Raw genomic sequence first — 12,693 nt, 5'->3', positions numbered from 1 at the left:
TCTACGCGCTCTAAAGGCGTGCCCGAACGCCGTCAAGGTTTTCGATGCAAGCAACCAATCGGTCCATGTCGCCCATATCTTTGCTTGACAACGACCCTTTGCGAGCCGGTGCGAAACGGCTACGGAACGCCTTCAGCACCGCTTCAAAAGGGGCGTCGGGATATCCAGCACGGTGCGCGGCGTAAACGAAATAGCGCTCATCGGGCGGCATTTCGTCTAGGTAGATATTACGAAGCTCCCTCGGGCCAAGAGCCAACTTCTGCCGCAGCAGGCGATCCCAATCAAATTTTGGCCCAGGATCAAGTTTTCTCTGCGGAGCCATGTCCGAATGCCCGATAACATTCCACGGTCTAATCCCTAAACGGTCTTGAATATCCGCCAGAAGGTTTTCCAAAGTAACCATTTGCGGCTCCGAAAACGGAACCAGCCCAGTGTTGTCTAGTTCGATCCCAATCGAACGCGAATTTATATCGGTTCGCCCCCGCCAACTTCCCGCCCCCGCGTGCCAGGCACGTTCTTCCTCACGGACCATCTGCCACAGCGTCCCATCCGAACCGATCAGGTAGTGGGCCGAGACCTCGTGGGTTGGATCACAAAGTCGATCCAGCGCGGCCTGAGCGCTGTCCATCGCGGTATAGTGGATCACGACTATTGACGGCACCAAACCGTTCCGGCGCGGGCCGAAATTGGGCGAAGGATGCCAGATCGGTTTCAGCGGTTCAGTTACTGACGGCACTGCGGAACGGGCTTGGATCCCAGCTACACGCATATCCATCCCCATCCGGATCAAGACCCTTGCGATCGCGCTGTGGACCACCGTTTGCCAGGAACTCAATCTGAGCCTGATCGGGTGACGGGTACCGTGCGCAGTTGCGCTGCGCCTTGGCTTGCAGGTTGAATCCGGCGCGGCTGTACAACTGGGTTCCCACCGGGTTCGACGTGTCCAGCGCGTATTGCACGATATTGGGCTGACCCTCCGCTCCGCGCTGCGGAACAGCAGTGGGTGTGACGACCTCATAGGTCTGGCGATTCTGCTCGATCCGGGCCGCGTCCGACTCAATCGTGCGACGGCCCGAAACGGCTTCGAAATCCTGTTCGTCGGATATTCCCGTGTTGATGGGATCTTCGACAGGCGACGCAACGGAGGTGATCGTGGCTTGCCCGGACGTGCTGGCCAATGCCGCCGCTGTTGCCGACGCGATATCCGCATTGTCACCGCTTGGCAGCGTTCCATCTGCACCGGGTGCGCCGAGCGGTTGTTCAGACACTTCAACCGGACCAAGCAGAGGGTTTCCAGTGAACCCCTGCCCCGCCAATTGCGCCTCACGCTGGGCCTGGTAGGCGGGCGTGTTGAAGTCCGTGCCACTCACGGGGGCCACCGTGTCACAGGCGGCCAACAATCCGATTGCGGGGATCAGAAGCGAAAAGCGCATCCAGCTGCTCCGTCTAATGTTGTCTTGCCTGATTTAAGGATTACCACCATTTGACCGGCTTGGCCACAAATCCGGCGGCGTTTTCGAGCGCATAGGCCGTGTTCAGCAAATCGCCCTCTTCCCACGGACGCCCGATCAGCTGCAGGCCAAGGGGCAAACCCTGCTTGTCGACACCCGCAGGAACCGAAACACCCGGCAAACCGGCAAGGTTCACCGTTACGGTGAACACGTCGTTGAGGTACATCTGAACCGGGTCTGCCTCGGTCATTTCTCCCAAGCCAAACGAGGCCGATGGCGTCGCCGGGGTCAGGATCGCATCAACGCCAGCTGCGAAGACATCCTCAAAGTCCTTTTTGATCAGTGTCCGCACCTTGCGTGCCCGGTTGTAATAGGCATCGTAGAAGCCTGCCGACAGAACGTAGGTTCCGATCATCACGCGGCGCTGCACTTCGTGGCCAAAGCCCTCGGCGCGGGTCTTTTCATACATCTCGGTGATGCCGTCCCCCTGCGCCAACTGCGCCCGGCGGCCATAGCGGACACCGTCATAGCGGGCGAGGTTCGAGGACGCCTCAGCCGGAGCAATCACGTAATAGGCAGGAAGCGCGTATTTGGTATGCGGCAAAGAGATATCTACGATCTCGGCACCCGCATCTTTCAGCATCTCCGCGCCATCGGCCCAAAGCTTTTCGATCTCGGCGGGCATGCCGTCCATGTGGTATTCCTTGGGGATACCGATTTTCTTGCCGTTGATATCACCAGTCAGCATCGCCTCGAAATTCGGGACAGCCAGTTCTGCGCTGGTGGAATCTTTGGGATCGTGACCGCACATCGCCTCAAGCATAATGGCCGCGTCGCGCACGTTCTTGGTCATCGGTCCGGCCTGATCCAATGAGGAAGCAAAGGCCACGATGCCCCAGCGCGAGCAACGCCCGTATGTCGGCTTGATGCCTGTGATGCCGGTGAAGGCAGCAGGCTGACGGATTGAGCCGCCGGTGTCGGTGCCAGTTGCAGCCAGACACAGATCGGCAGACACCGCTGACGCAGACCCACCCGACGAGCCACCCGGTGTCAGTTGAGCATCGTCGTTGCCTCGACGCCACGGGCTCACCGCGTTGCCGTAAACTGATGTCTCGTTGGACGAGCCCATGGCAAATTCATCCATGTTCAGCTTGCCCAGCATGACGGCACCGGCATCGGCCAGTTGCTGCGACACGGTGGATTCGTATTCGGGTTTGAAGCCTTCCAGAATTTTCGAGGCCGCTTGCGACGGCACGCCCTTGGTGCAGAACAGATCCTTGATGCCAATTGGCAGACCACACATCGACGGCGCGTCGCCGCCCTTGATCCGCTCATCCGCAGCCTTGGCACGTTCCAAGGCGATCTCGGGCGTCTTGTGAACGAAGGCATTCAGCGCATCGGCAGCGTCAATCGCCGTGAGGCAGGATTCTGTCAACTCGACCGAGGTCACATCACCCTTGCGCAGCGCGTCGCGGGCCTCGGCCAGACCCAGTTTGTTCAGATCGCTCATCTCTTACTCCACCACTTTGGGGACTGCGAAAAATCCTTCGCGGGCGTCGGGGGCGTTCGCCAGAACCTTGTCCTGCTGGTTGCCATCGGTCACTACATCCTGCCGACGTTTCAAACGCATCGGCTCGACCGAAACCATCGGCTCCACGCCTTCGACATCCACTTCGTTCAGTTGCTCGATGAACCCAAGGATGGTGTTGAACTCGGACGCCAGCGCAGGCAGCGCATCATCCTCGACCTTGATCCGGGCCAGTTTGGCCACCTTGGCGGCAGTGCTTTGGTCAATCGACATCGGAAAACCTCATATGCGTTAGGGGGCGTTTACCTGTCTGGTGGCCCGGTCGCAAGAGCGCGCAAGGGTGGATGTCGCCCCGTTGGGCTGGGAACCGGCGGTCACCCATTCAAAATTGAATAAGCTTTAAACACAAAAATAAACCGAACAGTTCAGTTTACTACTTGAAATACTAAACTGTACTGTTCATTTCATACCCATGGCACAGCCAAAACCCGGAGAAAGACAATGAAATCCTTCCTGACCGCAGCCCTTTTGACCGCAACCGTCCTTGGCACACCGGCCATGGCCTTTGGCGTCAGCACGCATAACTTGATCCCTAACCTTTCTTTCCCGACGTCCGAGGCACAAACGGTCACTCAAGACTCCGCCAAAACTGGCAAATAAGGGGACAACACGGCCGGGCCAGATTTCCCCACTGGCCCGGTCAGGATGCAATTGACTGCTGCATCCGACAGAACACGCCGCTACGATGTGAAAAACTAAGCCGGACTGCTTCAAGCCCGGCAAGCCAACGGAGCGGAACATGAGCGCACGCAAGCAAGCGGTTTTCGACGCAATAGATGCGGTCAATAAGCAAGATCCCAATCTTGAAGACGGCCAACCCGTCGAACTGCTTTATGGTCAGCGAATGAGCGCGGAACTGGACAGGCTTTTCCCCGACGCCTCAGAGATCTTGCAGATCGCCGCGCGCGGCCAGCACGTGGAACGCTGGAAGCTGGCGCGCAGCGAATACCCCGACGGTCGCGCGGGATACCTTGCCTGGCGCAAGGCGCAGGGTGTCTACCATGCCGAAGTCGTTGCAGAGATGATGACTCAGGCCGGCTACAGCGCGGAAGAGGCCGACTCTGCCTCACGTATGCTGCGAAAGCAGGGCATCAAACGCCATGATGATGTTCAGGCGCTGGAAGACGTTATCTGTTTCGTTTTCCTCAAGTGGTATTTCGCACCCTTCGCGAAAAAGCACTCCGCCGAGAAAATCCAGCGAATCGTTGAGAAAACTGCACGCAAGATGTCGGCAGATGGTCGGGCACGGGTTTTGGCTGAGTTCGATCTTCCAAGCCAGCTTGCCGCGGCGTTTCAGGACTGAGGCGCGTGGGCCATGTGCCTGCGATAAACCTCGATCATCCAACCCAGCATGGTGGCATTCAGGATGTGCCACATGAAATGTGTCCCCAGTGGCACCTGTGTGCAAATCGGTTCATCCAAAGCGCGAAAGGTGATCGAGGCGATCAGGATCGAAGCGCCGATGGCCAAACCTCTGGCGGTATCTGGCACGCGGTTCCGCAGCAGAAAGGCGTAGATCAGGATCAGCAAGGGCACCGGCGCATAGGCCGCTGATCCGCCAAGCCCCGGAACGTATTGAAACAACGGGACAGTGGCCGCTGCATAAGGAAAGAACAGGCTGGTCACGATCCCGGCTGTCACCGGTTTCATATCCCAAACGTCGCGGTTTATCGCGAATATATAGACCAGAATGTACAACAGAATCGGCACGACATCCGCCATCGCGGCCCAGACCTGCGCATGCGTGTGGAACAAATAGCTACCGACTCCTATGGCAGCCAGTATCACGACCAACACCATCGCCAGCGGCATTCCCTGCCCTTGCACCCGCCGCCACATGACAAAAGCTGCGATCAGGAAAGCCGCGTTTGTCACGGCGTTGATCGGTTCAGCCCAATAGTCAGGCGATAGCCGCTCACAATACCCGTCAATTTCCTGAAACCAATCCATGAACTTTTACATAGCTGATGCTAAGTTGATGCCAACAGTTTGTTTTGGGAGGACGATTCATGAAAGTAATCTGGCTGGGGCATGGCAGTTTCCGCATTGAAACCGGGGGGCAGGTTTTGCTGATCGACCCCTGGCTGACAGGAAATCCGGTGCTGTCAGAAGATCATCACGACAATGCCGTGGATGGCGCAACCCACATCCTGCTGACCCACACTCATTTCGATCATGTGGCCGACGTTCTTCCGCTGGCCAAGCACCTGAAGGTGCCGGTTGTCGGCCAATACGATCTTATGGGCTATTGGAGCGAGGCCGAGGCGCTGGAAACCATCGGTTTCAACAAGGGCGGTACGGTGAACCTGAACGGTGTGATGGTGTCGATGGTCCCCGCCTCTCACAGCTCGACCTTTTCCACGCCTGACGGCCTGCGGACCGGAGGCAGCGAGGTCGGCTTCATGATCACCTCGGAAGGGCACACGCTGTATGTGTCTGGTGACACCGATATCATGGCCGATATGGATTGGATGGGTGATTATTACAAACCCGACATCGGCATCTTGTCAGCGGGCGGGCACTTCACCATGGACATGAAGGGCACGGCCTATGCAGCCAAACGGTACTTTGACTTCAAAACGGTGATCCCCTGCCACTACAAGACCTTCCCGATTTTGGAGCAGTCTGCACAGGCGTTGATTGATGGTCTGCCGGGGGTGGATGTGATTGAGCCGGAAGTGATGAAACCCATCACTCTCTAGGGTCACGCCGTTCGGCGAAGAAGTCTTTCAGCAAATCGGCGGACTCTTGTCCTGCAATGCCGTCGTAAACTTCGGGAACATGGTGCGCTTGTTTATGAGTGAATACCCGCGCGCCATGCGCCACTCCGCCTGATTTCGGATCGGCTGCGCCGTAATATATGCGCCGGATACGCGCCGCGGCCAAAGCCGCCGCGCACATCGCGCAGGGTTCCAGCGTCACATAAAGATCATGACCGGGCAGACGCTCGGACCCTGCCTCGGCGCAGGCCGCGCGCAGGGCCAGAATCTCGGCATGGGCTGTGGGATCGTTCAGCTCACGCGTCCGGTTCCCGGCTGCCGCCACAATGCGGCCATCCGGCGCGACAATGACGGCCCCTACCGGAACCTCGCCGCGATCTGCGGCAGCGCGGGCCTCGGCCAGCGCTTTGTCCATATGCGATTTGAACACCATGCCCCTGACTGCATCAGAAACCTGCCTTTCGCAAGCGGGCGGGATGCGCTATGGGCTGCGGATGAACAAAACCCCTCCTCCCGGCGACCGGATCGCCAAAGTCCTTGCCCGCGCGGGCATTGCCTCGCGCCGTGAAGCCGAACGCATGATCGAAGCCGGTCGTGTGAGTGTGAATGGCAAGACTATCACCAGCCCTGCCCTGAATGTCACCGGCAAAGACAAGATCACCGTGGACGGCAAACCGGTATCCGAGCCCGAACCCTCGCGCCTGTGGCTGTATCACAAGCCGCCCGGTCTGGTGACGACAACGCGCGACGAGAAAGGCCGCGCAACCATCTTTGACAACCTGCCCGAGGACATGCCCCGCGTCATGAGCGTTGGGCGGTTGGACCTGAATTCGGAAGGGTTGTTGTTGCTGACCAATGACGGCGGCATCAAGCGGAAGCTGGAATTGCCCTCGACAGGCTGGCTGCGCAAATACCGCGTGCGGGTAAACGGACGCCCCAAGGACGAGGATTTCGCGCCTTTGCGTAAGGGGTTGGTGATCGAGGGCGAGCGGTTTCTGCCCATGGAGGTCTCACTCGACCGACAGCAAGGGGCAAACGCTTGGCTGACCATCGGTCTGCGCGAAGGTAAAAACCGCGAGATTCGCCGCGCGATCGAGGATATCGGCTTTGCCGTGAACCGCTTGCTGCGCGTATCCTATGGCCCGTTCCAACTGGGCACCCTGAAACCCGGAGAGGTCGAAGAAATTCGCCGCCGCGTGATGCGGGATCAGTTGGGGCTGGACGCGGAACCCGGTGACAAACCCAAACACTCGCCCCGACCGCAAAGAAAACGGGCACCGGTGGGTAAGAAATCACGCAAGTGACGCCGGTTTCGCAACCTTCCCCCTAGCGCCAAGCCCGCGCATCCTCTAAATTTTCTGCAAGCTGCTGTTCAGGGGGGCGCAATGTCAGGGACCGGAGTGCAAAAACTGGCCTACGCGGCCCTTTTGGTGCTGCTGTTTGGTGTGTGCACCGGCGTGCTGGGGGGCCTGTAGCACATGGCGAAACGGTATGGCGGAAAGTTCAGCCCCGAAGGCGGCGGATCAGATGATGATCAGTCGCAGCGTGGGCAGTTTCAAGGTGCGCGTGTTGAACCCGCAGGTGCCCGAGCGAACATTCTGTTTGTTCCAGCCATTCCCTTGGTCTTTCTGTCGCTGAACGACGGCGCTATCGGTATGACCATTGGTCTGATCGCAGCGGGTCTGCTGACCGCCGCGGCGTTTCTGTTGCGCGAAGGATTGCGCGCCGAAGCAGAATACAACGCGCGCCGCGCCGCGCGTCGCCCGGCGTTTCCCCGCAAGATTTTCGCAAGCGCTTTAACCGGGCTTGGGGCCGCGCTTGCCGCGTACCGGACCGAGTATCTGGATGCCGAGACTACTACGCAGACCAGTCTGCTGGCTCCGATCCTGTTCGGATTGGTCGCAACGGCATTGCACTCCGTGTCTTTCGGCCTGGACCCGATGAAAGATAAGGGCATGGAAGGGATCGACACCTTTCAGCAGGATCGCGTTGTCCGTGTGCTTAAAGACGCTGAAACGCACCTTTCCGCGATGACGGACGCGGTCAAACGGGCGGGCGACCGGCGGGTTGAGGCGCGGGTCGAACGATTCCAGAACACCGCCCGCGATCTTTTCCGTACGGTCGAAGAAGACCCGCGCGATCTGGCCGGTGCGCGCAAATACCTGACCGTATACCTGCAGGGCGCGCGGGACGCGACGGTGAAGTTTGCCGACGTCTATGCCCGGACCCGTGATCCCCAGGCCTTGGCTGATTACACGTCCCTTCTGGACGATCTCGAACAAAATTTCGCGGCCCGCACCCGAAAAATGCTATTGGATGACCGCAGCGATCTGACGGTTGAAATTGACGTGCTGCGCGAACGGCTGCAGCGCGAAGGTGTTCGGCTGGACTAGCCGTACAGATTTTTTGAGAGAGGATTTTCCCCATGTCCGATGAGATCAAGAATAAGGCTGTCGAAGCAGAAACGCTGGTGCAGGAGGTGACGGCCGTGGCCCTGCCGGAACCCAAGGCAGAGCTTATCTCGCTTGAAGAGGCTGACGAACCCGTCAGCGCCGAAATCCGCAAGCGCATGGATGAGATCGACATGGGCAACACCAACTCGATCGTTTCTTTCGGATCGTCCGCTCAGGCTGAGTTGCAGGAAATCAGCCAGGCGATGTTGGCGGATGTTCGCAACAAGGATGTTGGTCCCGCCGGAGACAGTCTGCGCAGCATCGTGACCACCATCCGGGGATTTTCGGTCAGTGAACTGGACGTGCGCCGCGAACGTAGCTGGTGGGAGAAGTTGCTAGGCAGAGCCGCCCCTTTCGCCAAGTTTACCGCTCAATACGAAGAGGTTCAGGGCCAGATCGACAGGATCACCGACAACCTGCTCAGCCATGAACACACGCTGCTGAAGGACATCAAGTCGCTGGACCTGTTGTATGAAAAAACGCTTGGGTTCTATGACGAACTTGCACTCTATATCGCGGCAGGTGAAGAGAAGCTGACCGAGCTGGACAGCCATGACATCCCGGAAAAAGAGGCCGAGGTTCAGGCCGCGCCCGAAGACGAACAGGTAATGAAAGCGCAGGAGTTACGCGATATGCGCGCCGCACGCGACGATCTGGAACGCCGCGTGCATGACCTGAAACTGACCCGTCAGGTTACAATGCAATCGCTGCCGTCGATCCGGCTGGTTCAGGAAAATGACAAATCGCTGGTCACCAAGATCAACTCGACCCTGGTTAATACGGTGCCGCTTTGGGAAACCCAATTGGCACAAGCTGTCACGATCCAACGCAGTGCCGAGGCCGCCACGGCCGTGCGTGACGCCAATGATCTGACCAATGAACTGCTGACCTCGAACGCGGCCAACCTGCGCGAGTCCAACAAGATGATCCGCGAAGAAATGGAACGCGGTGTGTTCGACATCGAAGCCGTCAAACAAGCCAATGCCGACCTGATCGGTACCATCAATGAAAGCCTGGCCATAGCGGACGAGGGCAAAGCCAAACGCGCCGCAGCCGAGCAGGAGTTGCAGAAGATGGAGGCTGAACTGCGCGACACGCTTGCCGCCGCAAAAGCACGACAAGACGGGATTGGCGACAATGCCGGAACGGCAGTACCAGGCTGACGGCGGGCGACGGGTGCGGGTATCGGGATATCACAAGCCATTTCTGGGCTTGGCGGTGCTGATGGCACTGGCCAATTGCGATGAAGCGCTGACGTCTTCGGTGGCTCCGCAACCACGCCCGGTTGCTCTTGCGCCTGAACCGACTGCCTATGCTGCCCCATCTGCGGCCAGTCAGGACTTGGCCCGATTTTATCAACGGGTCGAGCGTGATCTGCTGACTCGCGGCCTTTTGCGCATAGATGGTGGTGGCCCGGACGCGCCTTATGATGCCGACGATTTGGCGCGCAACTTTGAGGTTATTGCCTTCTACAGCGAATATCCCGACCATGCAGTGACCGTGTCATCCCGGCAAACAGACGGGCAACTCAGCCGTTGGACCGGTCCGGTGCGCATTCAGGCCGAGTTTGCCCCATCCGTTGCGCCCGCTGCGCGCGAACAGGATGCCGCACAGGTTGAAGCCTATTCAGCAAGGTTAGCCAGGCTGACGGACCATCCGATTTCGGTTGTGAATCGCAAGGCAAATTTTCACGTGTTTTTCGCGGGCAAAGATGACAGCGCATTCGTGGTGACGCGCCTCAAACAACTGATCCCGAATATCAGTCAGGCCTTGCTGGACCTTGTCGCCAATCCGCGCGCGAATATTGACTGTTTTGTTTTTGCCTCGGCCACCAGCACCGCACCGCACCGCTATGTGCGGGCGGTGACGCTGATCCGGACCGAGTTGCCCGACCTGCTGCGACAAAGCTGCATTCACGAAGAGATCGCGCAGGGTTTGGGGCTATCGAATGACAGCCCTGCCGCGCGACCCTCGATTTTCAACGATGATGATGAGTTTGCGCTGCTGACCAGCCATGATGAGAAACTGCTGACAATGCTCTATGACCCGCGCCTTCAGCCGGGCGTGACGGTTGAGGCCGCCCGCCCCGTGGTTCGTATCATTGCGCGAGAATTGATGGGCCAACAGCTCTGAGCCCAAGCAAAGGAGATCCAGATGGGTATTTTCGATTTTCTGAGTGGAGAATTTATCGACGTCATTCACTGGGTCGATGACACCCGTGACACCATGGTCTGGCGGTTTCAGCGAGAAGGCCATGAAATCAAATACGGTGCCAAACTGACCGTGCGCGAAGGTCAGGCCGCGGTGTTCGTGCATGAGGGGCAACTGGCGGATGTATTCACGCCGGGCCTTTACATGCTTGAAACCAACAACATGCCGATCATGACAACATTGCAGCATTGGGATCACGGCTTTCGGTCTCCGTTCAAGTCCGAGATCTATTTCGTCAACACGACCCGGTTCAATGATCTGAAATGGGGCACCAAGAACCCGATCATGTTGCGCGATCCCGAATTCGGCCCAACGCGTATTCGGGCCTTTGGCACCTACACGATCCGCGTCAAGGATCCCGCCCGGTTCATGGTCGAGATCGTGGGTACCGATGGTGAATTCACGATGGATGAGATCAGTTTCCAGATTCGCAACATCATTGTGCAGGAATTCAGCCGCGTAATTGCCGGGTCGGGTATTCCGGTATTGGACATGGCTGCCAACACAGCCGATCTGGGCAAGCTGATCGCGGCCCAGGTGTCACCGGTTCTTGACGGCTACGGCCTTGAAATGCCTGAGTTCTACATCGAAAATATCTCACTGCCGCCTGCGGTTGAGGCGGCGCTGGACAAGCGGACATCGATGGGGTTGGCGGGTGACTTGGGCAAGTTCACTCAGTATTCCGCCGCTGAGGCAATGACAGCCGCCGCCAACAACCCGGGCCAGGGCGGTGGCATGGGCGCCGGTCTTGGCATGGGTATGGGGATGGCGATGGCCAACCAAATGTCAAACATGGCAGCGGGTCAACCAAGCGGCCCGTGGGGCGGTTCCGCGCCCGCTGCCCCGCAACCGGCAGCGCATGCGGCACCGCCGCCACCTCCGCCGGTTGAGCATGTCTGGCATATCGCGGTGGATGGTCAGACCAGTGGCCCCTTCTCGAAGGCCAAGATGGGGCGGATGGCCACGGATGGGGAAATCACGCGCGACACCCATGTCTGGACCGCTGGTCAGGACGGCTGGAAAAAGGCCGGAGATGTGCAGGAGCTGGCGCAGTTGTTCACGATCCTGCCGCCACCTCCGCCCGGAGCCTGATCTTTCAGACGTCAGCGCAAGAATAGGGCTGCCCGATGACCGAAGAGCACAGATTCCCTTGCGAGCAATGTGGCGCTGATTACCGGTTCAACCCCGGTGACGGCAGTCTGACTTGTGACCACTGCGGGCATACCGAGGCAATCGGTGCCGGCCCCTGGGGTGGTGCCAGCCTGAAAGAGCTGGATTTCGATGCCGCCATTGCGGACCGGCTACCGGACAGTGAGATCGAGGAAACCCGTGTTCTGTCCTGCCCCAATTGTGCGGCTCAGGTCGAGTTTGACCCTGCCACCCACGCGGCTGAATGCCCGTTCTGTGCAACACCTGTGGTCACAGACACCGGGGTCAATCGACACATAAAACCAAAGGGCGTGTTGCCGTTCGCCTTGGATGAGCGTGCGGCACATAAGGCAATGGGGGATTGGCTGGGGCGTCTTTGGTTTGCACCCAACGGGTTGAAGGACTACGCGCGCAAAGGCCGAAGGATGCAAGGTATCTACGTCCCCTATTGGACGTTTGATGCAGACACGCAGTCCAGCTATCGCGGTGAGCGTGGCACCGTTTACTACGAAACGCGCACCGTCATGCGTGATGGAAAACGCGTACAGCAACAGGTGCCCAAAGTCCGCTGGTCTCCGAAATCCGGGCGGGTAAAGCGGTTCTTTGACGATGTTCTGGTTCTTGCATCCCAGTCTTTGCCAAAAACCTATACCGACGCGCTGGAACCCTGGGATTTGCCCGCGCTGGAGCCTTATCAACCAGAATACCTGGCCGGGTTCCGGGCCGAGGCCTACACGGTTGAATTGCCGGACGGATATACCGAGGCGCGCGGATACATGGCGCGGGTGATCGAACGGGACGTTCGTTTTGACATTGGTGGAGACCGTCAGCGCATACACGCGATTGACACAGATGTGCGCAACGTGACCTTCAAGCACATCCTGTTGCCCGTCTGGATGGCCGCTTACAAGTTTCGCGGTCAGACATATCGGTTTGTCGTCAACGGGCGCACCGGCCGCGTTCAGGGCGAAAGGCCCTGGTCGGCGATCAAGATCACTATCGCGGTTGTACTGGGGCTGCTTGTTGCCGCTTTCATCGGCTATCTTGTGGCAACGGGCCAATAAGGCTGGCACAACCCGTCGCATCTGAAACAAGCGATCTTGGCGCTTGAACTTCTCGTG

At 58.7% G+C, this 12,693-nt stretch carries 15 protein-coding genes; 9 read left to right on the top strand and 6 right to left on the bottom strand.

Translation table 11 applies throughout. The features are described 5' to 3' along the window. Positions 1–10: 10 nt before the first annotated feature. The 4 genes from ACXAET_RS00225 to gatC are packed head-to-tail and all read right to left on the bottom strand — an operon-like array spanning position 11 to position 3,252. Positions 11–769 carry an N-acetylmuramoyl-L-alanine amidase gene (locus ACXAET_RS00225; protein WP_475179312.1) on the bottom strand — a complete coding sequence of 253 codons (759 nt, stop codon included), beginning with the start codon at positions 767–769 and terminating at the stop codon, positions 11–13. Further along, entirely contained in the window at positions 720–1,433 is a 714-nt protein-coding gene (locus tag ACXAET_RS00220) for a hypothetical protein (RefSeq protein ID WP_475179307.1), read from the bottom strand. The genes ACXAET_RS00225 and ACXAET_RS00220 overlap by 50 nt, the downstream gene beginning before the upstream one ends. A 40-nt stretch (positions 1,434–1,473) precedes the next feature. Beyond that, positions 1,474–2,961 carry an Asp-tRNA(Asn)/Glu-tRNA(Gln) amidotransferase subunit GatA gene (gatA, locus tag ACXAET_RS00215; RefSeq protein ID WP_475179304.1) on the bottom strand — a complete coding sequence of 496 codons (1,488 nt, stop codon included), beginning with the start codon at positions 2,959–2,961 and terminating at the stop codon, positions 1,474–1,476. Positions 2,962–2,964: 3 nt separating this feature from the next. Beyond that, the gene (gene gatC, locus ACXAET_RS00210) at positions 2,965–3,252 is read right to left on the bottom strand and encodes an Asp-tRNA(Asn)/Glu-tRNA(Gln) amidotransferase subunit GatC (RefSeq protein WP_068335936.1); all 288 of its coding nucleotides are present in this window, start codon (positions 3,250–3,252) and stop codon (positions 2,965–2,967) included. A 228-nt stretch (positions 3,253–3,480) separates the two neighbouring features. Here gatC and ACXAET_RS00205 point away from each other — a divergent pair, with 228 nt between their 5' ends. Both ACXAET_RS00205 and ACXAET_RS00200 read left to right on the top strand, forming a co-directional pair. Continuing rightward, positions 3,481–3,639 (top strand): hypothetical protein, encoded by a 159-nt coding sequence (locus ACXAET_RS00205; protein ID WP_475179301.1) that lies wholly within the window; start codon positions 3,481–3,483, stop codon positions 3,637–3,639. A 139-nt stretch (positions 3,640–3,778) separates the two neighbouring features. After that, complete coding sequence (locus tag ACXAET_RS00200) at positions 3,779–4,342, top strand: DUF4202 domain-containing protein (protein WP_475179297.1); 564 nt, start codon at positions 3,779–3,781, stop codon at positions 4,340–4,342. Here ACXAET_RS00200 and ACXAET_RS00195 read toward each other — a convergent pair. Then, positions 4,333–4,989 (bottom strand): ceramidase domain-containing protein, encoded by a 657-nt coding sequence (locus tag ACXAET_RS00195; RefSeq protein ID WP_475179293.1) that lies wholly within the window; start codon positions 4,987–4,989, stop codon positions 4,333–4,335. The two genes, ACXAET_RS00200 and ACXAET_RS00195, sit on opposite strands and share 10 nt — an antisense overlap. A 59-nt stretch (positions 4,990–5,048) precedes the next feature. Between ACXAET_RS00195 and ACXAET_RS00190 the strand changes: the two genes are divergently transcribed. Further along, positions 5,049–5,741, top strand: coding sequence for a metal-dependent hydrolase (locus tag ACXAET_RS00190; protein ID WP_475179290.1), 693 nt, complete (start codon positions 5,049–5,051; stop codon positions 5,739–5,741). Here ACXAET_RS00190 and ACXAET_RS00185 read toward each other — a convergent pair. After that, the gene (locus tag ACXAET_RS00185; protein WP_475179287.1) at positions 5,731–6,192 is read right to left on the bottom strand and encodes a nucleoside deaminase; all 462 of its coding nucleotides are present in this window, start codon (positions 6,190–6,192) and stop codon (positions 5,731–5,733) included. The two genes, ACXAET_RS00190 and ACXAET_RS00185, sit on opposite strands and share 11 nt — an antisense overlap. Between ACXAET_RS00185 and ACXAET_RS00180 the strand changes: the two genes are divergently transcribed. The 6 genes from ACXAET_RS00180 (at position 6,191) to ACXAET_RS00155 (ending at position 12,636) form a co-directional block, all read left to right on the top strand. Continuing rightward, complete coding sequence (locus tag ACXAET_RS00180) at positions 6,191–7,063, top strand: pseudouridine synthase (protein WP_475179286.1); 873 nt, start codon at positions 6,191–6,193, stop codon at positions 7,061–7,063. The two genes, ACXAET_RS00185 and ACXAET_RS00180, sit on opposite strands and share 2 nt — an antisense overlap. 174 nt (positions 7,064–7,237) lie before the next feature. Then, positions 7,238–8,152, top strand: coding sequence for a 5-bromo-4-chloroindolyl phosphate hydrolysis family protein (locus ACXAET_RS00175; RefSeq protein ID WP_475179283.1), 915 nt, complete (start codon positions 7,238–7,240; stop codon positions 8,150–8,152). Between the two features lie 32 nt (positions 8,153–8,184). Continuing rightward, positions 8,185–9,375, top strand: coding sequence for a toxic anion resistance protein (locus ACXAET_RS00170; protein WP_475179280.1), 1,191 nt, complete (start codon positions 8,185–8,187; stop codon positions 9,373–9,375). Between the two features lie 61 nt (positions 9,376–9,436). Further along, positions 9,437–10,345: a DUF2927 domain-containing protein gene (locus ACXAET_RS00165; RefSeq protein WP_475187014.1), complete on the top strand. Its 909-nt coding sequence runs from the start codon at positions 9,437–9,439 to the stop codon at positions 10,343–10,345. A gap of 21 nt (positions 10,346–10,366) precedes the next feature. Then, positions 10,367–11,515 carry an SPFH domain-containing protein gene (locus ACXAET_RS00160; protein WP_475179277.1) on the top strand — a complete coding sequence of 383 codons (1,149 nt, stop codon included), beginning with the start codon at positions 10,367–10,369 and terminating at the stop codon, positions 11,513–11,515. Between the two features lie 35 nt (positions 11,516–11,550). Then, on the top strand, positions 11,551–12,636 hold the full coding sequence (locus ACXAET_RS00155) for a TFIIB-type zinc finger domain-containing protein (protein WP_475179272.1): 1,086 nt from the start codon (positions 11,551–11,553) through the stop codon (positions 12,634–12,636). Positions 12,637–12,693 lie beyond the last annotated feature (57 nt).

The organism is Ruegeria sp. AWH4_226, assembly GCF_056159225.1.
The sequence above is the reverse complement of the archived record's forward strand: the minus strand, read 5'-3'. Positions and strand labels throughout refer to the sequence as shown.